The 24480-nt window shown below is 31.4% G+C and carries 27 protein-coding genes; 14 read left to right on the plus strand and 13 right to left on the minus strand.

Translation table 11 applies throughout. The features are described from left to right. Window positions 1-45: 45 nt before the first annotated feature. The 3 genes from LQ673_RS10985 to LQ673_RS10995 are packed head-to-tail and all read left to right on the plus strand — an operon-like array spanning window position 46 to window position 1877. Window positions 46-594 (plus strand): cysteine hydrolase family protein, encoded by a 549-nt coding sequence (locus tag LQ673_RS10985; RefSeq protein ID WP_191836610.1) that lies wholly within the window; start codon window positions 46-48, stop codon window positions 592-594. Between the two features lie 59 nt (window positions 595-653). Continuing rightward, window positions 654-1580, plus strand: a complete 927-nt coding sequence (locus LQ673_RS10990) for a manganese-dependent inorganic pyrophosphatase (protein WP_191836611.1) — start codon at window positions 654-656, stop codon at window positions 1578-1580. Window positions 1581-1601: 21 nt separating this feature from the next. Then, complete coding sequence (locus LQ673_RS10995; protein WP_025905106.1) at window positions 1602-1877, plus strand: GNAT family N-acetyltransferase; 276 nt, start codon at window positions 1602-1604, stop codon at window positions 1875-1877. A 42-nt stretch (window positions 1878-1919) separates the two neighbouring features. On the opposite strand, the gene LQ673_RS11000 is transcribed toward LQ673_RS10995, so the two are convergent. Beyond that, a complete protein-coding gene (locus LQ673_RS11000; protein ID WP_126477122.1) occupies window positions 1920-2222 on the minus strand; it encodes a hypothetical protein in 303 nt (100 codons plus the stop codon). Continuing rightward, window positions 2215-3189 carry a Gfo/Idh/MocA family protein gene (locus LQ673_RS11005; RefSeq protein WP_191836612.1) on the minus strand — a complete coding sequence of 325 codons (975 nt, stop codon included), beginning with the start codon at window positions 3187-3189 and terminating at the stop codon, window positions 2215-2217. The genes LQ673_RS11000 and LQ673_RS11005 overlap by 8 nt, the downstream gene beginning before the upstream one ends. A gap of 114 nt (window positions 3190-3303) precedes the next feature. Here LQ673_RS11005 and LQ673_RS11010 point away from each other — a divergent pair, with 114 nt between their 5' ends. Further along, window positions 3304-4683, plus strand: a complete 1380-nt coding sequence (locus LQ673_RS11010) for an aldehyde dehydrogenase (RefSeq protein WP_025905103.1) — start codon at window positions 3304-3306, stop codon at window positions 4681-4683. 97 nt (window positions 4684-4780) lie between these two features. On the opposite strand, the gene LQ673_RS11015 is transcribed toward LQ673_RS11010, so the two are convergent. The 4 genes from LQ673_RS11015 to pglS form a co-directional block, all read right to left on the minus strand. After that, window positions 4781-5539, minus strand: a complete 759-nt coding sequence (locus tag LQ673_RS11015) for an ABC transporter permease (protein WP_037589536.1) — start codon at window positions 5537-5539, stop codon at window positions 4781-4783. After that, a complete protein-coding gene (locus tag LQ673_RS11020) occupies window positions 5536-6261 on the minus strand; it encodes an ABC transporter ATP-binding protein (protein ID WP_191836613.1) in 726 nt (241 codons plus the stop codon). The genes LQ673_RS11015 and LQ673_RS11020 overlap by 4 nt, the downstream gene beginning before the upstream one ends. 138 nt (window positions 6262-6399) lie before the next feature. Further along, complete coding sequence (locus LQ673_RS11025) at window positions 6400-7176, minus strand: carbon-nitrogen family hydrolase (protein ID WP_037589538.1); 777 nt, start codon at window positions 7174-7176, stop codon at window positions 6400-6402. A gap of 16 nt (window positions 7177-7192) precedes the next feature. Continuing rightward, entirely contained in the window at window positions 7193-8227 is a 1035-nt protein-coding gene (pglS, locus tag LQ673_RS11030) for a 6-phosphogluconolactonase (RefSeq protein ID WP_037589539.1), read from the minus strand. A 475-nt stretch (window positions 8228-8702) separates the two neighbouring features. Here pglS and LQ673_RS11035 point away from each other — a divergent pair, with 475 nt between their 5' ends. From LQ673_RS11035 to agrA, 4 genes are read left to right on the plus strand one after another with little or no spacing between them, the layout of a single operon-like run. Beyond that, window positions 8703-9278: an accessory gene regulator AgrB gene (locus LQ673_RS11035; protein WP_048540629.1), complete on the plus strand. Its 576-nt coding sequence runs from the start codon at window positions 8703-8705 to the stop codon at window positions 9276-9278. Further along, window positions 9275-9415: a cyclic lactone autoinducer peptide AgrD gene (gene agrD, locus LQ673_RS11040; RefSeq protein ID WP_107565491.1), complete on the plus strand. Its 141-nt coding sequence runs from the start codon at window positions 9275-9277 to the stop codon at window positions 9413-9415. Before LQ673_RS11035 ends, agrD begins: the two co-directional genes overlap by 4 nt. Window positions 9416-9444: 29 nt before the next feature. Further along, the gene (gene agrC, locus LQ673_RS14880) at window positions 9445-10761 is read left to right on the plus strand and encodes a quorum-sensing sensor histidine kinase AgrC (RefSeq protein WP_107596810.1); all 1317 of its coding nucleotides are present in this window, start codon (window positions 9445-9447) and stop codon (window positions 10759-10761) included. Beyond that, entirely contained in the window at window positions 10758-11474 is a 717-nt protein-coding gene (agrA, locus tag LQ673_RS11050) for a quorum-sensing response regulator AgrA (protein ID WP_103360855.1), read from the plus strand. The genes agrC and agrA overlap by 4 nt, the downstream gene beginning before the upstream one ends. 61 nt (window positions 11475-11535) lie before the next feature. On the opposite strand, the gene LQ673_RS11055 is transcribed toward agrA, so the two are convergent. Beyond that, window positions 11536-11754, minus strand: a complete 219-nt coding sequence (locus LQ673_RS11055; protein ID WP_025905095.1) for a hypothetical protein — start codon at window positions 11752-11754, stop codon at window positions 11536-11538. A 242-nt stretch (window positions 11755-11996) separates the two neighbouring features. On the opposite strand from LQ673_RS11055, the gene LQ673_RS11060 reads away from it, so the two are divergent. Further along, on the plus strand, window positions 11997-12932 hold the full coding sequence (locus LQ673_RS11060) for an LPXTG cell wall anchor domain-containing protein (RefSeq protein ID WP_191836615.1): 936 nt from the start codon (window positions 11997-11999) through the stop codon (window positions 12930-12932). Here the strand turns inward: LQ673_RS11060 and LQ673_RS11065 are convergent. Together LQ673_RS11065 and LQ673_RS11070 are read right to left on the minus strand one after the other, a co-directional pair. Next, window positions 12922-13494 (minus strand): hypothetical protein, encoded by a 573-nt coding sequence (locus LQ673_RS11065; protein ID WP_191836616.1) that lies wholly within the window; start codon window positions 13492-13494, stop codon window positions 12922-12924. The two genes, LQ673_RS11060 and LQ673_RS11065, sit on opposite strands and share 11 nt — an antisense overlap. A 71-nt stretch (window positions 13495-13565) precedes the next feature. Then, entirely contained in the window at window positions 13566-13754 is a 189-nt protein-coding gene (locus LQ673_RS11070) for a hypothetical protein (protein WP_204171219.1), read from the minus strand. Between the two features lie 224 nt (window positions 13755-13978). Here LQ673_RS11070 and LQ673_RS11075 point away from each other — a divergent pair, with 224 nt between their 5' ends. Continuing rightward, window positions 13979-14950, plus strand: coding sequence for a bile acid:sodium symporter family protein (locus tag LQ673_RS11075; RefSeq protein ID WP_191836618.1), 972 nt, complete (start codon window positions 13979-13981; stop codon window positions 14948-14950). A gap of 333 nt (window positions 14951-15283) precedes the next feature. Continuing rightward, entirely contained in the window at window positions 15284-16321 is a 1038-nt protein-coding gene (locus tag LQ673_RS11080) for a C45 family autoproteolytic acyltransferase/hydrolase (RefSeq protein WP_037589549.1), read from the plus strand. Between the two features lie 43 nt (window positions 16322-16364). On the opposite strand, the gene LQ673_RS11085 is transcribed toward LQ673_RS11080, so the two are convergent. Next, on the minus strand, window positions 16365-17204 hold the full coding sequence (locus tag LQ673_RS11085; protein ID WP_159315372.1) for a DUF4097 family beta strand repeat-containing protein: 840 nt from the start codon (window positions 17202-17204) through the stop codon (window positions 16365-16367). Next, complete coding sequence (locus LQ673_RS11090; protein WP_159315373.1) at window positions 17201-17749, minus strand: HAAS signaling domain-containing protein; 549 nt, start codon at window positions 17747-17749, stop codon at window positions 17201-17203. The genes LQ673_RS11085 and LQ673_RS11090 overlap by 4 nt, the downstream gene beginning before the upstream one ends. Before the next feature lie 154 nt (window positions 17750-17903). On the opposite strand from LQ673_RS11090, the gene LQ673_RS11095 reads away from it, so the two are divergent. The 3 genes from LQ673_RS11095 to LQ673_RS11105 all read left to right on the plus strand — a co-directional run bounded on the left by LQ673_RS11095 (window position 17904) and on the right by LQ673_RS11105 (window position 21489). Further along, complete coding sequence (locus LQ673_RS11095) at window positions 17904-18941, plus strand: S66 family peptidase (RefSeq protein ID WP_037589554.1); 1038 nt, start codon at window positions 17904-17906, stop codon at window positions 18939-18941. Window positions 18942-19022: 81 nt separating this feature from the next. Continuing rightward, entirely contained in the window at window positions 19023-19574 is a 552-nt protein-coding gene (locus LQ673_RS11100; RefSeq protein WP_025905087.1) for a thioredoxin family protein, read from the plus strand. A gap of 676 nt (window positions 19575-20250) precedes the next feature. Continuing rightward, window positions 20251-21489 carry an L-lactate MFS transporter gene (locus tag LQ673_RS11105; RefSeq protein ID WP_126477670.1) on the plus strand — a complete coding sequence of 413 codons (1239 nt, stop codon included), beginning with the start codon at window positions 20251-20253 and terminating at the stop codon, window positions 21487-21489. Between the two features lie 82 nt (window positions 21490-21571). Here the strand turns inward: LQ673_RS11105 and LQ673_RS11110 are convergent, their stop codons facing one another. Both LQ673_RS11110 and gntK read right to left on the minus strand, forming a co-directional pair. Beyond that, on the minus strand, window positions 21572-22930 hold the full coding sequence (locus tag LQ673_RS11110; RefSeq protein ID WP_191836619.1) for a gluconate:H+ symporter: 1359 nt from the start codon (window positions 22928-22930) through the stop codon (window positions 21572-21574). Window positions 22931-22942: 12 nt separating this feature from the next. Further along, the gene (gene gntK, locus LQ673_RS11115) at window positions 22943-24478 is read right to left on the minus strand and encodes a gluconokinase (protein WP_191836620.1); all 1536 of its coding nucleotides are present in this window, start codon (window positions 24476-24478) and stop codon (window positions 22943-22945) included. Between the last annotated feature and the right edge of the window lie 2 nt (window positions 24479-24480).

Here is a 24480-nt window from a genome sequence, read left to right on the forward strand (position 1 = left end):
TATATTACACTGAAAACATTTTATAAACAATTAGGGGGAATATAATTGAAGAAAGCACTCATTATCGTTGATTATTCAAATGATTTCGTTGCGACAGATGGTAAGTTAACATGCGGAGAACCTGGTCAAGAAATTGAACAAAATATTCACCACAAAATTGAAACATACAATTCGAATGAAGATTTAATTTTTTATTTAATGGACTATCACCATGAGAATGATCCATATCATCCTGAAACAAAATTATTTCCACCTCATAATATTGTAGGTACAGAAGGTCGAAATTTATATAACTCATTAAAGCCTCAATACGATTCAATCAAACATTCTAATCATGTATTTTGGATAGATAAGACAAGATATAGTGCATTTTTCAGTACAAATCTTGATAGTTTATTAAGAGAAAGACATATTGATACTGTTGAAATTGTCGGCGTTTGTACAGATATTTGTGTGTTACATACTGCTGTCGATGCTTACAATTTAAATTATCAAATTATTATTCCGAAGAATTGTGTCGCTTCTTTTAATCAAGCTGGGCACGATTGGGCACTTACACATTTTGAAAATAGTATAGGCGCAGTTGTAGAATAGACAAGGTGTTCATGTTAAAATAAAGTGACAGAATATTCAAAGCAAAAGGAGAAATTACATTGGTAAACACATTTATATTTGGACATAAGAATCCTGACACAGATACAATTGCTTCAGCATTAGTAATGGAAGATTTACAAAAAGAACTTGGAAATGACGTTCAAGCTGCAAGACTTGGAGACGTTTCAGACGAAACACAATTTGCATTGGATTATTTCAAAGTTCAAGCACCTGCATTGTTAGAAACACCTTTAAAAGATAAAGACGTTATTTTAGTCGATCACAATGAATTCCAACAAAGTGCAGATGACATTTCAGATGCTACAATTACAATGGTTGTTGATCACCACCGTATCAGCAATTTTGAAACAGCAGCTCCATTATATTACAGAGCTGAACCAGTTGGTTGTACGACTACAATCCTTAAAAAAATGTATGAAGAAAATGGTGTTGAAATTAAACCTGAAATTGCTGGTCTTATGATTTCAGCTATTATCTCTGATACATTACTATTTAAATCACCAACATGCACAGAACAAGATAAACAAGCTTGTGAAGCATTAGCTAAAATTGCCAATGTTGATTTAAATGAATATGGTTTAGAAATGTTAAAAGCTGGTGCTTCAGTAAAAGGTAAATCACCTGAATTCCTTTTAAATATGGATGCTAAATCATTCAACATGGGTGATAAAGTCGTACGTATTGCACAAGTTAATACTGTTGATGTAAACGAAGTTCTTGAAATTCAAGAAGACGTTGAAAATGAAATCAACGCAATTATTGCTAAAGAACAATATGACTTATTTGTATTTGTTATTACAGATATCTTAAACAGTGACTCAACTGCTATTGCTTTAGGTAAAGAACAACAAGTCGTAACAAAAGCATTCAACACTGAATTAAATGGAAATGTCGCTGTATTACCTGGCGTTGTTTCTCGTAAGAAACAAGTCGTTCCACCTATTGATGAATTATTAGGTAAATAATTTATAAGGAGTGTGCTTTAAATGGAAATCAAACAAGGTACAAACAAATTTTATGTAGGCAATTCTGAGAATGATTTTGAAGCAGAAATCACGTATCAAGACTTAGATGGTAAGACACTTGTGGTCGATCATACATTTGTAGATCCTTCACTACGAGGACAAGGTATTGCTAGAAAATTGGTTGATGTTGTTATTGAAAAAGCAAGATCTGAAGAGAAAGTAATTGATCCAGTTTGTCCGTACGTTAAAGATGTTATGACTAAAGATGAAAGCACACACGATGTATTAAAGAAATAATCAAAAAATCCTGACGAAATGATATCATTTCGTCAGGATTTTTTATATTTCTGTACTTTCTAATAACCGTTTAAGCAATGATTTATATTGAGGCTTTGCCTTTTCTTCTGTGCACGTATTCATAGGTGGATATTTTAAATCTTGAGCATCTTTATATGTTACTTCATCGATATAATTTGATGCTTTTTCGTAGTCATAACAACTCGGAAATGCATACTTATGGTTAAAGTGATCAACGACCACTCTTGATGTCGAAGAAGGATTTTGTTTGAATGGCACAAATGCCACGACTAAAAGTAAAACGATAATAATCACAGATGTAATGATGAAGTACTTTTTAGACATTAAATTGAACTCCAATTTGCTGTCTAATTTCATCTAATACTTTAATCGTTTCTAATGATCTTTGATGTGTATTAATAGATGACTCTACCTTATGATTCTGTACACACTTAATAAATTCAATTATTTCATCTTTCATTGTTAACGGTGAATCATTATTATATTCTTTCTGTAATACACCTTCTCTATTAAATACTTTAATATTTGACGGTGCACTTATCTTATCAATTAATACATAACCATTTTCCCCTACTATTTCTGAAGGGCTGGGGCGGTCACATATTTTTGAATAACTAATTGTTGCTTGGAAAGTAGGATAATCCAATATCGCATTACCTTGTCCATCTGCTCCAGTATCTAATTTAAAGCCATTTGCTTTAATACTTTGTGGCATACCAAACAAATGTATCATTGGTGCTACTGCATATACACCTAAGTCCATTAAAGCGCCGTTCCCTAACTCAGGTTTAAAAGCATTTTCTATGATGCCTTTTTTATAGTTATCATATCTTGAAGAATATTGGTGATAATGAAAATCAGCATATCTAATTTCACCAATATCAATTTGATCATTTGTAAATTCTACAAATGGTGGTAATAATGTTGATTTCATAGCTTCCATAACAGTAACATTATATTCATAAGCAAGTTTAGATAATGCTTCAAATTGCTCTTGAACAATTGTCGCTGGCTTTTCGATTAAGACATGTTTTTTATTTTTAATCGCTATTTCTGCTTGTTCAAAATGAAACGCATTTGGTGATGCTATGTATACCGCTTCAAAATTAGGTGATTGACAAAATAACTCTAAATCTGTGAATGTTTCAGTAAGTTGATGTTTCTCCTTATAATAGTCTGCTCTTTCTTCAGTACGTGAATAGACAGCATAAGGTTCAAACGCTTCAACTTCTAAACCATTCTCTATAAATTTATCACTTATCCAATTGGTACCTATAAATCCAAATCTCATATTATTTCACCTTTTCGTTATTTTTTTAAAAATAAAAATTTCATAAATAAACACTTCGCTTTTAATTATAACTATTGTTAAAATATAAACAATAGAAGTATAAAGGAGACATCCATATTGACTATCGCGACTCAATTCGAAAACTTACAATCACTTTTTGATAGTGATGTAACAAAAGATATTAAATTTAGAAAAAAACAGTTAAGAGCACTGAGAAAATCCATTAAATCAAATGAAAGTGCCTTAATTTCAGCATTGCAACAAGATTTAGGTAAAAATTCTGTTGAATCTTATGCTACTGAAATAGGTTACATTTACAAAAGTATCTCTTTCATGCTAAAAGAAGTCAAGAGTTTAGCAAGTAAAAGAAACGTGAACACACCTGTATTTTTATTTCCAGGTAAAAGTTACACAATTAACGAACCATATGGCACAGTCTTAATCATCGGTCCGTTCAATTATCCGTTTCAACTTGTTATCGAACCTTTAATTGGTGCCATTGCTGCTGGAAATTGTGCAGTTATCAAGCCTTCAGAACTTACACCAAATGTTAGTGTTGTTATAGAAAAAATTATACAAGAAGCATTTAATCCTTCATATGTATCTTGTATAACTGGTGATCAAACCGTAACTGAAGAACTGTTAACTTACCCATTCGACTTTATATTCTTTACGGGTTCTACTAAAGTTGGACAAATCGTTTACGAACAAGCTAGTAAACAACTGATTCCAGTAGCACTTGAATTAGGTGGAAAGAGTCCAGCAATTGTAGATAAGACTGCAAATATTAAAGTAGCAGCAGAAAGAATCGCATTTGGTAAATTCATTAATGCCGGTCAAACATGTGTAGCACCAGATTATGTCATCATCGACGCATCGATTAAACAACAATTTATTAAAGCAATTCAAACAACTATTCGAGAATTTTATACGTCATCAGCACAAAATAGTGAAGATTATGGCCGAATCGTAAATGAACGTCATACAGATCGATTAGTGAATTTACTTAATCAAACTAATGGTGACATCGTTTACGGTGGTAGCTCGGACAGAGAGAATCGCTATATAGAACCGACTATTGTCGATAATGTTAAATTTGATGATATTCTAATGGAAGATGAAATCTTTGGTCCAATATTACCTATTATGACGTATGAAGCATTTGGCGATGCCATTCAATTTATCAAAAATAAACCAAAGCCACTATCACTATATTTATTTAGTGAAGACGAAAATCATACTGATGAAGTCGTAAGAAGAATATCATTCGGTGGCGGTTGTATCAATGATACACTTTTACATTTAGGTAACCATAACTTACCATTTGGTGGTGTCGGTCATTCAGGAATTGGTAAATATCATGGCAAAGCTTCATTTGAACTCTTTAGCAATGAAAAGAGCATCATGTTTAAAACAACTAAACTAGAAACTGGTGTCCTTTTCCCACCTTATAAAGGAAAAGCTAAATACGTGAGAGCCATGTTTAAAAAGTAATTCTGAATTGTTACTTATAGCGACAAAATTAAATTTAAGCATATAAAATAAGCATATGGTATAGACATTCTTTAACGTCTTAACCATATGCTTATTTTTATTTATATTGACTTTCAATGAGTTGCTGCTTTTTATTAAATAAAGTTGGATATGATAAGAAACCTAATATTACACTCGTCATTGTAGCACTTGTTAATAACATAAATACGATTAATATTTGAAAGAGTACCGCTTCAATTGGATCTGCCCCACCTATAATTTGACCACTCATCATCCCGGGTAATTGAACAAGACCAATTGTCTTTTGTTGTTCTATAGTTGGTATAACACTAGACTGTATAGAAGTGATCAGTTGCTTATGTATAGCCTGTTTAGGAGTTCCTCCCAAACATAGAACAAGCTCTATCACATTTTCATTTTGTTTAACTTCTGACATAAATCTATTTAAGAACAATATACTTAATACCATTGCATTACCAACAATCATGCCACTTATTGGTATGATGTATTGTGCTGTTGGTGGTGTTATTTTAAATCCTAATAAGATACCTTGTGTAATAACTTCTATTGCTACAAAAGCGAGTAATAATTTCCAAGTGATGCCTGGTATTTCCAAACCTTTTTTTCGTGCATTTTGTGTTGCAGCACCTATTATGAGCATGACCATTAAAATGATAAAAATATGGCTTTCTTGATCAAATATAAATTGTAATATATACCCTACAATTAACAGTTGAACAAATGATCGAATAGCTGCAATTAATGTATCTTTCCCTAATCCTAAATTAAAACTTTTCGAAATAACGATCGGAATAATAATAAAAATAAACATTAACACGATTGATGTAATACTCATATTAATTTTTCTCCTATAAAGCTTCTGACGTTTGGTTGTTCTGAATTTTTAACATTTTCAGCTGTATCAGCTTGTGCAACTTCTCCATTGATCATAACCCATATGTAATCGCTCATTCTAAAGGCTTGATTAATATCATGTGTAATCCATATCATCGTAACTTCGTGTTCTTTAATAATTTTTTGTAAAAGCTGTTCAATTGCACGCTTTGAGTTTCTATCTAATGCCGATGTCACTTCATCTAGCAATATCACTTTAGGTTTATTAACGAGTGATCGTGCTAATGATAACTTTTGTTTTTCTCCACCTGATAATTCTTTACTATTTTTATTCAAGAAAGTTTCTGGCAAATCGACTATCTTCAAATAATATTTAGCTTCTTCATCTGTCATTTTTTTATTTTGAAGTATTAATGGCAGTTCTAAATTATCTTTTACAGTTCCTTTAATCATCGTTGCTTCTTGAGAAACTAACTGTACTTTTCTTCTAAGTTCCATTGGATTATATGTTTCAATAGATTGTTGATCAATGAATATTTCGCCACTTGTACTAGACTTTAATAAATTAATTAAAGAGAGCAGTGTTGATTTTCCTGCACCTGATGGCCCGATTATAGAAGTAAGTTTACCTTTATAAATATCACCTGTAACACCTTTTAAAATTAGTGACCGTTCTATTTCATATTCTACATTTTTAAATTGGACTGCTACACTACTTTCCAAATAAATCATCTCCATGCCTTAACTATTTTCTGTCTTATAATTGATTTTATACTTTTTCTACAAATGTTCAATATGACATTTGTAAGATAATAAGAGACTGGAATATCATATAATATCCCAGTCTCTAACTACATCTACCTAATATAAATCTGTTCTTAAACTATTGAAAATAGGAATGGCTTCACGAATTTTTTCTTGCGAATCAAAGTCTATATCTACGATTAATGTATCTTCATCATAGTATAAACTATCAATTAATGTACCATCTGGTGCATATGCTAAACTATGCCCACCAAATTCGTTATCATCACAAGTCCCCACACTATTACAAGCAATAATGTACACTTGGTTCTCAATTGCTCTAGCACGTAATAATACTTTCCAATGATCAATTCTTGATTTCGGCCATTGTGCCGGAACAAAAATTACTTTTGCATCTTCTAAAGCTAATGAACGTGTTAATTCTGGGAATCTTAAATCATAACAAATAATCGTTCCCATCTCTATTTCATCTAACTCATATACAGTTGATTTCTTACTACCTGAAGTTAAGAAATGATGTTCATTAAACATTGGTACAAGATGTGCTTTGTCGTAAGTATTAATGCACTTTCCTTCGTTATTGACGACAATTGTTCGATTATAAATTTCAGTTCCTTTTTTATATGCAATTGAACCAGCAACAATATGTTTGTGGATTTCTTTTGCTTTTTGCTCTAAGAAAGGTAAAATTCTTTGACCGTCTTCATCAGCAAGTTCGGTTAACTCATTTAATCGATAAGAAGTGTTCCACATTTCAGGTAACACTGCTATGTCAATTTCATCATCTAACTCATCTAACCATTGATTAATTTTTTCAATATTTTTTTCAGGCTCTCCAGGTATTACATGCATCTGATATAGTGCTATTTTCAACGTTCATCACCTACCATTATATAAATTGAACACAAACGCCTTCTGCAGCTTTTTGTTCGTTCTCTATTTCTGTCAGCTTACCAGTCTCTTTATTTCGACTAAATAATACTAAATTATATGAATGTTCATGTGCAACAACTATAAACGAATCACTTGGTGTGATATTTAAATCTCTTGGCCAAGTTCCACCACTCGTTACAATTTCAACTAATTCAACATTTGCACCATCACCTAATATTTTATAAACAGCTATACTATTATGTCCTCTATTAGAAACATAAATAAATTGTCCATCATGACTTAATCTAACAGCAGCAACTTGTGAATTTAAATCAAAGTCTTCAGGAATCGTTAATATTGCTGGACTGATTGTCGCAAACACTCCATTTTTATATGACAACACTTGAATCGTATTGCTCAGTTCATTCACTAAGTATGCGTAAACACCACTTGGATGGAACGCAATATGTCTTGGACCGCTTCCAGCTTGAACTTCTAATGTTTCATATAATTCCAATCCTTCATCAGAGAATTTAAATGTTCTGATCACATCTGCACCTAAATCAACTGTAACGATATAATCTAAATCTGGTGTCTGTTCTGCAAAGTGTATATGGCTACCTTCTTGTCTTGCTTCATTTGGTCCATGACCTTCACCTTTATACACATCTATTAATTCAATAATTTCGCCATTTTCAGCGTTTAATTTATAAAGTCTTACATAACCACTACCATAAACAGCTTCAAATAAATATTGACCGTCTTCAGAAACTGAAATATGACAACCCGTTCCTTCTTGTGAAGCTAAGCAATCATTTATATATGTTAAACTACCATCTTCATTAATATTAAAACTTGCAACACCGCAATCATCGCCATCTCTTTTAATAGCATATAAAAATTGACCATGTTGCGTTAAATATGTAGATGCTTCAACTTCATAACCAACTTCAACCTTCTCGATTGTTTGATCATTCTCATCAACATCAAAACGATAAATCCCTTTTCCTTCTTTCTTCGTATAACTTCCAATATAACCTTTCGTTTTCATAAAATTAAATTCCTCCCTAATTTGTTCTTTATTATCATTCTACATGAAAACGCTCAATAACTATAATAAAAACGCATACCAAATGGTACACGTTAAAATATTTATTATATGAATAACCACGTATCAAACACAGCAGATATTTAAGTAAACAACCCATAAAAAAGTTCCACTAACCAATTAAAAATACTACAAATAGCATTGACGATATCGCCTGCCATAAAGGATCCTCCTTTATATTTAAACTTTTTAATTTATCATAAAAAATTAAATATTCACTAAATATATTATAGTATTTCAATAATAGAATTTTATATTTTCCCTAAGTCGTTAATTTAAGTTCTTAACTGCATTAAAATTATGTTAAAATACAAATATATTATAAATTCAAACAGTTAGGCATTGAAATAATACAGTTAGGCAAAAGAAGTAAAATGTAAATCAATATGTTCTATAATCATAATGAAGGAGGGGCGCTATGTATCAACCTGTCCAAACACAAATAGATAAAATTGCTGCAAGTCTTCAAAATTCAAATAATCTAGATCATGTTAGTTATTTAAAGGTAAAGTATGGGCTAGAAGTATTTGTAGGGAATATGATGAAGACCATAGTTATATACGGCGCTGCCCTTCTATGCCATATATTTTTATACACACTTATTGTACATCTTAGTTATTTTGCCATTCGATATTTCGCGTTTGGCGCGCACGCTAAGTCCACATTTCTATGTACGATACAAAGCCTAATTATGTTTGTCGTTGCACCACTTATAATTATAAATACCAACATACCCTATTGGCCATTCTTAGCCATAGCGTTAGTCGGTTATCTTATCATTATAAAGTACGCACCAATGCAAACAAAGAAACACCCAATATTAGGCAAATGGAAAAAAGGACTTAAACTAAGATCAATCCTAGCAGCAACAATTTTGATAGTATTAACTTTATTCCTTAAAGAACCCTATCAACAATTAATATGTTTAGGATTAATCTTTGAAGCAGTATCACTATTACCTATATTTTACAAAGAGGAGGAAACATTATCATGAATTTATTATCTAGCCTATTTTCAAAATCAGTATCAAATATCCTTTCAGCAATCGGTGAAAAAGCGGTAATTAGAGGTTGTAACGTATTCTTAGATGAAACAGAAGTACCACAAGAATTATTAAACGAAAAACAATAAGTAATATATAATTTGGGAAGTGTAAGTATATGGCACAATTATCAATTACAGAGACTATTATATATGGTTTGTTTCAAACATCATTATTTGTAGTTTTATTAGCACTAACTCAAAACTATCGATATTCAAAAAGGGATTATGTCATCCTATTATTAGGGTACATGATCCCTTCTCTTGCTTTATATTTTATAGTTGGTGTAGCATCTATAATATTTGTTATAACTTTTTTGGGAGTCTTTTTCTACTTTAAATTTAGAATATTTGGGATTATAAATACATTACTGGTCATAATCATTTCAGTAGTTTCAGATTATTTATCATCCTTATTAATTAGACTCATCTTTAATATAGAACCTTCTGCAATATCAACACATGTATTTTATTTTGTCTTTCATTTTATAATCTCAGTATCAATAGCGATTATAATAAGACAATTAATGAATAGGCTTAAGTTAAGCTATTTATATAACAACCGTATCTACCTACTATTGCTAGCAGCATTTTTAGGTCTTTCTTTTACGGTGTTCTATGTGTACATGCCAAAGTCTTACAATACTGAAAAAGAATTTGAATTCCAAACTTTATTTTATGTGATTTATGTATGTGTTGCGGCTATTTTTATTATTTTAATTTCTTTCACGGTTATTAGAGAGATGGCTTTGCAGCGTACGAAGAAAGAAATCAATCAGTATTATAAGTATACGTTGCAGATTGAGCAGATTAATAATGAGATGCGTAAGTTTCGTCATGATTATGTAAATATTTTAGCGACGTTATCTGAATATATTAGAGAAGATGATATGGATGGTTTGAGAACTTACTTTGACCAAAATATTGCACATCTTCATGATGATATGAAATTAAATGCGATAAAAATTAATGGTCTTCAAAATTTACATGTTAGAGAAATTAAGGGTTTATTAACGACGAAAATTATTCAATCTCAAGAACAGAATATCAATATTAGTGTTGAGATTACTGAACAGATTGATCATATAAATATGAACATTGTTGAATTAAGTAGATGTATTGGCATCATTATGGATAATGCAATTGAGGCTTCTGAGTTTGTTGATAATCCAACGATTCAAATTGCATTTATTAAAAATGAGGAATCGATTTTACTTGTATTCATGAATAAATGTTCTAAAGATACGCCTAAGGTACATAAACTATTTGAAAATCATTATTCTACTAAAGGTCGTAAGCGTGGTATAGGGTTAACTACGTTGAAAGAAATCACTGAGAAGACAGACCATGTTTTCTTAGATACTTTTATTAATAATCAATACTTTATTCAAAAGCTTGAAATTTTAAATGATAGCAATGAGGAAGTGATTCAATGAAAATCATCATTTGTGAAGATGACCCGAAACAATTAGAGCGCATGCAGACGATTATCAATAATTATATTATGATTGAAGAAAAAGAAATGACTATTGAACTTGCAACTCGTGATCCGTATGAATTGTTGGAGCACGTTAAATCTTCAAATGATATAGGCTGTTATTTTTTAGATATTCAATTAGATGCTGATATTAATGGTATTACATTAGCAAGTGAAATACGTAAGTATGACCCTATTGGTAATATTGTTTTTGTCACGAGTCACAGTGAACTGACTTATTTAACATTTGTTTATAAAGTTGCTGCGATGGATTTTATTTTTAAAGATGATCCTGATCAATTGAAGACAAGAGTGTTAGATTGTTTAGACACTGCATACATAAGGTTAGGTATGCTTTCAAAAAATACAAACGTTGAAAAGATAGAATTAACGAGAGGTAGCAATTCTGTATATGTTCAATATGATGACGTTATGTTCTTTGAGTCATCATCAAAATCACATAGACTAATTGCTCATCTAGACAATAGACAAATTGAGTTCTATGGCAGTTTAAAAGATTTATCTAATTTAGATGACCGCTTCTTCAGATGTCATAACAGTTATGTCATTAATCGTAATAATGTTGATACTATTAACACAAAAGATCGTGCAGTATATTTTAGTAATGGTGAGCATTGCTATGCATCTGTACGAAATATTAAAAAAATATAAACAAAACAGCGTACATGATTTTTTTCAAATGTACGCTGTTTTTTATTAATGATTTTCTTTTTTATTCATGGTTAATAGCATTTCTAAATGATTCAATATCTTCTATGTAATATTTCACTTCGCCGCATTGTAAACATACTGCTGCTTTCGGTATTGCAATTGCTTTGTTTAAAATATCTTCATTTTCTTCTTCTTTTATTAATCTAACATCAACTAGAGTGCCTGGAACATTCGTACGAAGATCATCTACCATTTCTTGATTACAACTTGCACATTTCATATAAGACATCCCCTTTTAGATTATGCTCGTTCTGATTATATTTTACTCTTTTATTTTATCACTTGCAAAAAGATTCAAACGTCCATTCACAAAAATTTTGAATGACATATATATAGGAAGATTTTAGTTGTATTAAAAATTTTATATAAAAAGTATAAAATAATAGTAGCATATCACTTGAGTTTATGGCATAATGATATCAGATGATCATCTAACCATTAATAAGATGAAAGGAGGTCAATATGAAACCTTTCCCAATCTTTTTATTTAGTATTGTATGTATGGTCGCTACTTCATTCAATACGTCACGAATTGCACACGCTAATACTGATATGACACCTATTGGCTTTCAATTTTATGCTTCTGATAATACCCCGATATCTAATGAAACTTTTCAATTACAGTTAGATCAAGAAGTTAAATCATTAACAACTAAATCTGACGGTTTAGCATTTATAGAAATTCCTAATAAGAATATTAAGCCTCATTACACTTTAACCACTTCAAATAATCAAACTTTTACTGTTGAACCTAATAAGTTATATAGATTAACTTCTTCTAGCAATATCCAACGCAATATAACAAATACAAATAATCAATCCATTTCAATTAATGTACTTTCAAAGACCTATCACCCTTTAAATAATGTCGAAGTTAAACTCATTGCAGATAATCAAGAACTATCTGGCGTAACAGATCAGAACGGTACTACTACTATCAATATACCCAATACATTTACTAAGTCTACTAAATTTAATGTGAAGATTAACGGCGTAGATAGCCACTCAACGATTTCACTAGGAGAGGATAAATATTATACATTTAATTCTGACGACAAGACTACTTCAACTTTTGAACAAAATACAAATCAACCTACTCAAATAGATCAAGGACAACAAAGTCAAAGTCAAATTACTGATAATCCGAATTCTAATCATACGCCAAGTCAAAATCAGACATACCAAATCTCAGTCATTAAAGACTCTTTAATTCCAAACCCTAATAAACTTACTAACGATCACACTCATAAAGAAAAAAAGACCAAATCAGAAACATCAAAGCTTCCTGAAACTGGTCAAAGTTCAAAACATTTTTTGAATTATTTAATAAGTGCATTACTCATATGTATTTCATCAATTCTATTTTTTATATTCAAAAAGAAGCGGTCTAAACAATAGCGTTGAATTTTGAAATGATTTTACCATCTTCGATTATAATTGGTTTACCGAGATGATTGATACTTTTAATATGTTCGAAATACTTTTCACCTACTATTTGAAACATCGTTTGGGACAATAACGCATTTGAACAATATGTTCGATTAGCATCCCAATTTTCAAATCTATATAATCTTTTTAACAAATTGCAGAAACCTATATGAGATCCTAATATTATCCACGCATCTGGTTCATACTTCATAAATTTATCAACATATTTTTTAGAAGAACCAACATGATTCTTCCAAATGACGATATTAACATATACTTCAGATTTTTTTCGTTCGTACCACAAATACTCTATGATTGCTTTTAAATGAAATGCTGTATTTATCATCTCTTTTTCATTACTCGTTCCAATTGTAATCGATTTTAAAAATGGTTGGTCATATTCAATGCTTTCAAGTATGGCATATAATTCATCTTCGCTTGGTACTTTGAGATTATGAGATAAAGCTTTTAATTGATGACATTTGTCATTTTCTAGTCTTGGGGATATTAAAACATTACGCTCATATCGCAAATATAAACCCTCCTAATTTTTAAATATAAAAAAGGGAGCAATCACAGAAATATTGTGATTGCTCCTTTATTTTAATTATTAGATTCGATTTCAGATACAATTTCTTTTGTTTTTTGTTCTAATTCTTCAAAGTCTTTTTTAAACACAAATGCTAAGACAGCAATAACTGCCCCAACAGCAACTGTTGTTATAGCAATTAAGATGAAAAAGAATTTGAATATCCCTTTAATACAATCCATTGAAGTCACCTCATTCATCATTTTCTACCTCTTTCATCATAACATAATATTTAAAATACATAAAAGATATTATCCTTTTCCAAGCGAGATATTATCGATATATAGATATTTTAGTATAATTTCACTTAATATATGTATCATTTCATCATTAATAAGTGAAATGAATAATTAATTCAAATAAAGTATTGAAAAATTTTTGTATTATTGTTAATATTCTGATTATTATTTAATTGGAAGGTGTATATATGAGTAATATTAAGAAGTTCAGTCAGTTTATCAATAAAACATTTGTATTTTGGATGCTTTTGGCAGCAATATTAGGCTTTAGCTTTCCAAATGCTATTGCTCAAATAGCACCTTACATTCCTTATTTATTAGGAATTGTAATGTTTGGAATGGGCATGACTATCTCTACAAATGATTTTAAAGAAGTATTTAAATCACCCAAAAGCGTATTAATTGGTGTTATTCTTCAATATACCGTAATGCCTGTCACTGCATATTTAATCGCTAAAGGGCTTAATTTAAGTCCTGACGTAGCATTAGGCGTTATTTTAGTAGGTTGTTGTCCTGGTGGAACTGCATCAAATGTTATTAGCTATTTAGCTAAAGCAAATACTGCGTTATCCGTTTCTATCACAACTGTTTCTACACTATTAGCACCTATAGTAACACCTAGTTTAATATATTTATTTGCAAGAGAATGGTTACAAGTATCATTTGCTTCAATGTTTATTTCAGTTGTTCAAGTTGTATTGATTCCAATTATTTTAGGTTTCATCGTCCAAAGATTCTTTAAACCAGTAGCTGAAAAATCTATTGATATATTACCGATTATTTCAGTAGTATCTATTTCACTTATTCTTGCAAGCGTAGTCGCAGGTAATAAAACACAAATCATTGAAACTGGTCTTATTATGTTCGGCGTTGTCTTATTGCATAATGTCAGTGGTTTAACAATCGGATACTTATTAGCTAAATTATTCAAACTTAACAGACCAGATAAACGAGCAATTTCTATAGAGGTTGGTATGCAAAATTCCGGACTAGCTGTGTCACTCGCAACAGCACATTTCAATCCCCTATCCGCTGTTCCAGGTGCAATATTCAGCTTTATCCACTTAATCACCGGACCTACAATTGCTATTATATGGTCTAATCAAACTAAAAAGACTAATAAAGCGCAATCTTATAGAACATCAACAGATCAAATATAAAAATTTAGGAGCAAGAGACATTATATCGTCTCTTGCTCCTTTATTTCAAAAATATATATTCTAGCTGTTCTATAAGCGTCATTTAATAGATTATCTTCTATACCATTCTTGCCATATTTTCTTTACGTAAATATATCCTTGATTCCACATTTTACATACCCCCTTCTCACATAATCTGTGAGATAATTGGTAATTCAAATATAACATGGTAATAAATTACATAGGTTAAGCGATTATTACAATCTCTTTAACATCATATTTCCAATTATATGAGAGGATTTACGTGACAAAGTTCATAAGTTCAATCAAAATAAATATAAGAGGAGTGATAATGTGCAAAATGTTAAGATGCAAACATTAGAGTTTAGAGGTAACCATTATGATTATGGTGTTGCCCAAGCAGAATGGTTAAAGTCTACTAAAATGTTGCAAAATAGAGAAAAAGAATGGCGAATTAGAAGACCCCGCTTCGATATTAATATAGATGAAACAAAAAATATATATCAAAAATTCGCACCAAAAATTTGGGACGAACTGATGGGTATTCAAGATACATTAAAATTCCCGTTAGAAACAATCTTGTTAAACTATGGTCATTATAGAGTTTATGCTAAAGATAGTGGTTGTTCTATTTTCTTAGGAGAAGATTATATGGTTAGAAACTATGATTATAGTCCAGCTACATATGATGGTAGATTTAGTCTATTTCAACCTACAGATGGTGGATATGCACAAATCGGCCCTACTTCCAGAGTAACTGGCAGAATGGATGGCATGAATGAACATGGTTTAGCGATGGGCTATAATTTTATGCATCGTAAAAAACCTGGCGATGGATTTGTATGCTATATGATTGGAAGACTGATCTTAGAAACATGTAAAGATGTCGATGATGCTGTTAGACTATTAAATGAAATTCCTCATCGCAGTTCATTTAGCTATATTTTAATGGATAAAACAAACAAGAGAATTACTGTAGAAGCGACACCAAGAGAAGTTGTGACTAAACAAAACAATTTATGTACTAATCATTTTGAAATATTAAGTCATGAGAATCGAAATTATATTAAAGAGTCTGTCGAAAGATATAATCGAATTGACCAAATCACAAATGACCAAATGTCTTTAGAAGATGCTTTTCGATATTTTAATGATCCTCAATATGAAATTTACAGCAAGTTATTCAAAAGTTGGTCAGGTACGATACATACATCAGCATATATACCTAGCCAATTAAAAATGAAAATTGCTCTTGGTGAAAATGGCACCATACATACATTTGATTTCAAAGAATGGTTAGATGGTAAATCCATTACCCTCCCTACAATAACAGGTCAGATTGATTCAGACATTCTATTTGCTAGTGAGTGAATGAAAATAGGCTGAGACTTAGAAGTCTCAGCCTATTTTCATATTATTTTATATAAATATCTCCGTTATCTGTATAACTTTCAATAACGTGTTTACCTTTGCCTACTTTTTCACCATTAAATGCTTTATTTTCAATTTTTGTATTGCCAGATTCAGATTGAAGTTGTAATAAAGTATTCTTAGGTGGATTCATATAAGAAATTGAAATATCCCCATCTTCTGTTGAAGATTTAATATCGCATTCATTTTTCAGTTGTCTAATATTAATATTACCTAATGATGTAATCATTTCACTATTAACGAGACTACTTTTATCTACAGATATATTACCCGTTTTAATTTCGCCTGTGAATTCCGTTAAATCTGAATGTTTAACTTTAACACTACCTAAATCAGTCATCGCTTTAGCATGTTTTAAGTTCACATTATGATAAACTATGTCACCTGTATCCGTAATCATATTACTATTGTTGCTTTTAGCATCACGAACTGAAATGTTTCCAGTATTCGTTGTAATGTTAAATGATTCATAATTTTTAGGTGGTAATGTGATCACTAAGTGATTGACCGTCTTTCTAAATGGAATAAAATTAGCATTAAATTTGTATTTATTTTTTCTCTCCGTAAAATGCAATAAATTATTTTCTATGCTCGCATTTACGTCTTGATTACCATTATATTTAATACTTAAATATTTCCCTTTCTTAACTTCAACATTTGTATTTTGCCCGTTCACGATAACTTGTTCTATTTGATTGTTTTTATATACTTTTTCATACGTTTCTTGCTTTTCATATTTATTATTAACCGTAAACCAAAGTATCGTTCCTAAAATGCCAAAAATTAAGAAGATGCCTAGACCAGATAAAAATAACTTCTTCATGATTCAGCACGCCCCTTAACGAGTTTCACACACCATCTTAAATATTTTAAGATGCCTTTATAACTCACTTCTATTAATTTAAGCCCTGCTATTAACAACATCAGTCCTAATCCTAAGAAAGAGATTGAAAAAATGATATTTGTAATATCAACCCAATAAAAACCATGAACAAATACATTAATCACACTAACGATAGGACCTAACATCATTAAAGCGCCAATTACAACTACGATGAGTAGTACAAAGGCAATGATAAGAAATGGAATAATTATAAAAATTATATTAAAAAAGCTCAATCCTAATGTGGCCAAAATTGCTTGAAATACATTCTTAAAATTGGGTGATAACTCTGCATCATGAATGGCACTTGTTGCATATATTTTCTTGGCGATTGCTTTAGGTTCACCAAGTTCTTGTATTAAACTTTGTTCATCTTCTGATTCAAAAAATTTCGTTTCATATTCGTACATTATTTTATCTCGTTCTACTTTAGGCAGTCGAGATAATTCATCCTCAAGGTAATTAAGGAAGGTTATTTTATCCATAGAAATACCCCTTATATTCTGAAGTTAACCTTACATTATTCATTATTTTACCATTCTTTTTACAAACAAACTTATATTATCATTTGAATTATTTGATTTCAAGTTATACCCGTATGCTATACTAATTTCAATATACAAATAAGGGGGTAATGATGTGAAAGAATTAATAAAACCGAGTAAGCTTTCTAAAGGCGATACTGTAGCAATTGTCTCGCCTTCTTCAGGATTAGCTGGCGAAAAAGACATATTATGGAGAACTGAAGTTGGTATACAAAGATTAAAGGATGAGTTCGGATTAAATGTCAAAGTCATGCCACACGCATTAAAAGGAGCTGACTTCACGTATAACCATCCAGAAAAACGAGTAGAAGATTTACATCAAGCACTTCAAGACCCAGAAGTTAAAGCTATTATCTGTACATTAGGCGGAGACGATTCTGTTCGATTGTGGCCATACATAGATTTAAATATTATTAAGGATAACCCTAAAATTTTCAGTGGTTATTCAGACACGACTGCACTTCATTTCATGTTTTATCAAGCAGGTGTTTCTAGCTTTTACGGACCATTGTTATTAACTGATTTTGCAGAAAATGTTCAGATGGATGACTACACTGTTCAATCGATCAATCAAACGTGGTTCCAAAATGGAATTGTCGGTAATGTACCTACTTCACCACAAATTAGAAAATACGGTTTACAGTGGGATGAAAAGAATAAAAATATTAACCGGGAATCTTTTGACAATAACGGATATGAAATTCTAAATGGTTCTGGCAAAGCTACTGGACATCTTATTGGCGGTTGTATGGAATTATTCCATTCCTTAAAAGCTACTGACGTGTTCCCTAATAAAGACGTCTTTGATGGTGCTATTCTTTTCATTGAGACTGCTGAAGTTCATGCCCCACCTTGGTTAATGGAAGATTATGTTCGTGCATTTGGTTCTATGGGTATTTTTGATAGAATTAATGGCGTTATTATCGGAAGACCACAAGACGATGTATATTATGAAGAATATAAAGAAGTCTGGGTTAAAATGTTAAAAGAGTGGCATCAAGAAGATATGCCTGTTTTCTATAATGCTAGTTTTGGACATAATGAACCAAAATGCATTATTCCATACGGTGCACAAGCTGAATTAGATGTCGATAATAAGACATTTACAATAATCGATAATGCTGTAGATTAATTATTCATTTTAAAGTATTGTACTTTGCGAAATATTTCAGAATTGTTATAATATTAAGTATATCAAAGGGGGATTTTTACAATGACAAAGTTAGCTACATACTATGAACAGGCACAACCCATTAAAGAATATGTTAATGAGATGACAACAAATAAAGAGCAATTACTCGATATTTATCAATCTTTCCAATTACCTAAAAATGATGAACGATTAGATAAAATTAAAGATAAAAATTATAAAGTACTTGTGATTACTGAAGATTGGTGTGGAGATGCAATGATGAACATACCTGTTCTATTAAACATTGCTGATTACGCTAATATAGAAGTGAAAGCTTTCCATCGTGATGAAGATACAAATTTAATTGATCAATACTTAACAAATGGTACTGCTCGCTCTATACCTATTTTTGTATTTTTAAATGACAAACATGAACAAGAACATGTTTGGGGACCAAGAGCAATCAGCGTCCAAAAATTTGTAGAAAATATTCGCAAAGATTTACCAAGTAAAGACGATCCAACATATGCTGAAAAAGAAAAAGAAGTACATCATAGCATCCATGAAACTTATCAAAATAAAACAGAATTTTGGGATGACGTATACGAATCAATCGTTAGTTCAATTTCATAATTAAACGTATAAAGGCTCGGACATTTAGTCCGAGCCTTATTTATGTATGAATGCCCCTATTCACTTAGGAGAATTTCTCGCCATCCCCATGGCTACTAATATAACTATACTTCAAATCAATAAAAACTGAAAATTCATGTTATTAAAGTTAACATATAAAAATTGGCAAGTGAAAAGCGCTCGTCCGGGAATTAACGAGCGCTTTTCGGGGAAGGGTTATTAATTAAGGAAACATGTATTTTTATAAAGCCGGGAAACTTTATAAAAATATCTTGAATCATTTTATGATCCATTTCAACGTTACAATTACAGATAACTATCAAAACACGTTCTACACAAAGTCATTTACAATCATGAAAAAAACATATACGAAATAGTTTTGAGGAATTGAATGGATTGTGCTTCGTGTTGTGTTATCTATGACTAAAGTATATCAGTGAGATAGGAATTTTTGTTGATTCATTCTTAACTCAAATATTTCATTTCTTAAGTGTATTTTACAACTATTTTTTTAACAGTTAGGAATGCCTAACTGTTAAAAAGGCGATGAAATCAACATGCATTCATGCTGCCTAACTATTCAATAATGTCACTTTTTTCAAAATTTTGATTGCTGAATATTCTGAATTTAGCTATAATGACATCAATTGGACACAATTACTATAGGGGGAATATGATGAACAAGAAAATCAAAAACAGGTGGCTCATTGCTGTTGCAGCTGTTGGAATACATATTTCAATAGGATCTGTTTATTCATGGAGTGTTTTCACGAAACATATTCAAAATGATTTAGGCTTTACTTTAAGTGAAGTATCTAGAATATTTAGTATTGCAATATTGTTTTTAGGACTTTCTGCAGCTTTTATGGGGCATTTCGTTGAGAAATTTGGTCCACGTTTATCTGGACTTGTTTCTACGATATTTTTCATCTCAGGATTGTTACTTTCTAGTTATGCGATTTCCGTTGAGAGCTTACCCTTACTTTACTTAGGATATGGTGTATTATCAGGTATTGGACTTGGTATTGGTTATATTGCACCTGTATCTACATTAGTAAAATGGTTCCCCGATAAGCGTGGTATGGCTACAGGATTAGCCATTATGGGATTTGGATTCGCATCAATGATCGCCAGTCCAGTTATAGAATTTCTCATTACACATTTTAATCTTGTCTCCACTTTTATCATTTTAGCAGTCGTGTATTGTATTATCATGCTGATCTCTAGTTTATATTTAGAAAGACCACCGGAATATTATAGACCTAATAGTTTTAATCCTCAAAAAGATAAAAAGAAAAAACCAGACTTAGTTCAAATGTCTGCTAATGAGGCCGTTAGAACTAAAAGGTTTTATTATTTATGGTTAATGCTCTTTATTAATGTTACTTGTGGTATAGCGATTTTATCTGTCGCAAGTCCAATGGCACAAGAAATTGTAAACTTAACACCTGCTCAAGCTGCCACAATGGTTGGAATTATAGGAGTGTTTAATGGTCTTGGTCGCCTCATTTGGGCAAGTATATCTGATTTTATTGGCAGAACAAATGTCTATACAATTTTCTTTGTCATACAAATCGCATTATTCTTATGGTTACCAATCGTTGATAATCCAATGCTATTTCAAATTATTCTGTTCATCATTATCTCTTGTTATGGCGGTGGTTTCTCTTCTATCCCCGCTTATATCGGTGATATATTTGGTACGAAACAACTCGGTGCCATACATGGCTATATATTAACTGCGTGGGCAGCAGCTGGATTAGTTGGACCTTTTATATCAGCAACTGTCAGAGAAGTTACACAAAGTTACATGGCAACATTATATATTTTCGCAGCATTCTTTGTAGTAGCTTTAGCGATTTCATTCTTAATCAGAGTAGATATTAAAAGAATTAAAGAAATGCAAGCACAGTAAACATCAAATAAAAACACATAACAAAACCTCCAAATCTGATTATTTACAGATTTGGAGGTTTTTATATTCATATTTAAATAAATTATACAAATAGACTTATAAATAGTATAAAGATAATACCTGAAACTGAGATAACTGTTTCAAGAAGCGTCCATGATAAGAATGTTTCTTTCATCGTTAAACCGAAATATTCTTTAAACATCCAGAAACCTGCATCATTCACGTGTGACGCGATTACACTACCAGCACCAGTTGCTAATACAACTAATGCTAAATTAGCATCTGATGATTCTAATAATGGCATAACAATACCAACTGTTGATATCGCAGCAACTGTTGCAGAACCTAATGCTAGTCTTAGTACTGCTGCAACGATCCAAGCTAATAATATTGGAGACATTGCAGTATCTGTAAATAGTGACTCAACTGTTTTACCTACGCCGCCATCAATTAATATTTGCTTAAATGCACCACCGCCACCGATGATTAAGAGCATCATACCAATTGGATAAATGGCATTTGTTAAGGTATCCATCACTTCTGTAACTTTATATCCTCGTTTAAGACCCATTGAATAAATAGCGAATAATACTGAAATTAACATTGCAGTACCCGCTTCACCAATAAAACTAATAAATCCTAAAATACCTTGTGGGTTTTCTGGTGAACCTGTTAATAAATCTACAATAGTAGAAATAAGCATTATGAATACTGGTAATAAAGCTGTTAAAGCAGAAATTCCGAAGCTAGGTGTTTCATCAATATTGAATGTTTTTTGTTTACCTAATGAAGCTAAGTCACCTGACTTAGTAAATGCTTCTGGAATTGCTTTTTTCGCAAATCTTGTAAAAATAGGACCTGCAATAATTGTTACTGGTATTGCAACAATAAAGCCGAATAGTAATACTTGACCAATATCTGCACCAAATTCTTTAGCGATCATGACTGGACCTGGATGAGGTGGTAAAAATCCATGTGTAACAGATAATGCAGCTGTCATTGGAATACCTAAGTATAATGTTGAAACTTTAGACTCTTTAGCAATTGTAAAGACAATCGGAATTAATAATACTAACCCTACTTCGAAGAATAAAGCTATACCAATAATAAATGATGCTGTTACAACTGCCCATTGAATACGTTTTTGACCAAATTTATCAATCAATGTATGTGCAATTCTAGTTGCACCGCCCCCGTCTGCTAATAACTTACCTAACATAGCACCGAGACCAAATATTAAAGCAATGTGACCGAGTGTAGATCCCATACCTGTTTCAATTGTACCGATGACTTTGCTTAGTGGCATACCGAGCATAATACCTGTTAACATAGCTGTGATAATCAGAGATACAAATGTGTTAAGTTTTAACCACATAATTAAACCTAATAATATAACAATTGCAAGTGCTACAATTAATAATGGTGCAATATCTGAAAACATATAAACATCTCCTTATGAATGTGTTGATTGAAATTCTGAAATTAAATCGTATTCTTCATTTAATTTACGACTTAAATTGATATATATCGGAATTAACGATTGGTAAATATCGACATTCTCTTGATTAGGTTCATGTTGATATGTTTTACCGACCATTTTGTTTAAAACTTCAAAATCCTCTATTTCCCCAATAGCTTTTAATCCTAATATGCAAGCACCTAAACATGAACTTTCGTAACTTTCTGGTACCTCAACAGAAGTATCAAATATATCTGCCATCATTTGGCGCCATACTTCACTCTTAGCAAATCCACCTGTTGCTTTAATTTGTTCAGGCGCTTTATCCATCACTTCTATTAAAGCAAGATATACTGTATATAAATTAAGTAGAACGCCTTCTAACGCAGCACGTATCATATGTTCTTTTTTATGAGACAGTGTCAAACCAAAGTAACTACCTCTTGCATTTGCATTCCAAAGCGGTGCCCTTTCACCGGCTAAATATGGATGGAATAACAAACCATTTGCCCCAGGTTTTACTCTACTTGCAATCTTAGTTAAAACATCATATGAATCAACGCCGAGTCTTTTAGCTGTTTCAACTTCACTTGCTAACAATTCATCTCTTAACCATCTTAGAACAACACCACCGTTATTCACTGGTCCACCGATACAATAATGATCTTCTGTTAATACGTAACAGAATATTCTTCCTTTATCATCAGTCTTTGGTTTATCAATAATTGTTCTAATAGCACCGCTCGTTCCAATCGTTACGGCTACTTCTCCTTCACGATAACTATTAACACCTAAATTGGACAATACGCCATCTGAAGCGCCGATTACAATCGGTGTATCTTCATTGATACCCATAATATCAGCATAATTCTTTTTAACTTGCTTCATAATATGTGTTGTTGACACTAATTCTGGTAATTGCGCTTCACTAATTTCAAGCAAGTTCAAGACATCTTTATCCCAATTTAATGTATTCAAATTCATCATACCTGTCGCTGAACCAATTGAGTGATCCATAACGTATGTTTCAAATAATTGATAGAATACATAAGTCTTAATATCTATCCATTTCTCAGTGTTCTTGAATATATCGGCATGTTCATGTTTTAACCAATAAATTTTTGATAATGGAGACATTGGATGAATGGGTGTACCCGTTCTTTTATATATTTCTAATCCGTTATGTTCATTATTTATCTTATCTGCGTATTCACTTGCTCTATTATCTGCCCAAGTAATACATTCCGTTAATGGCTGATTATTTTTATCCATTGCTATCAAGCTGTGCATCGCACTACTGAAACTTAATAATTTGATTTCTTCTGGCTTAGCGCCAACTTCTCTAATCACTTTTTTTACTGTAAATAGTACAGCGTCGAATATTTCTGCAGGACTTTCTTCTGCAACGCCGATTTCATGGGTCGTCATTGGATATTCTATATTATGTTTTTTCAAAAAGTTCCCTTCGCTATCATAAATAACAGCTTTAGTACTCGTTGTACCAATATCTACACCAATCATATATTTCATTA

The organism is Mammaliicoccus sp. O-M54 (assembly GCF_022386035.1).
Taxonomy (GTDB): Bacteria; Bacillota; Bacilli; order Staphylococcales; family Staphylococcaceae; genus Mammaliicoccus; species Mammaliicoccus sciuri_A.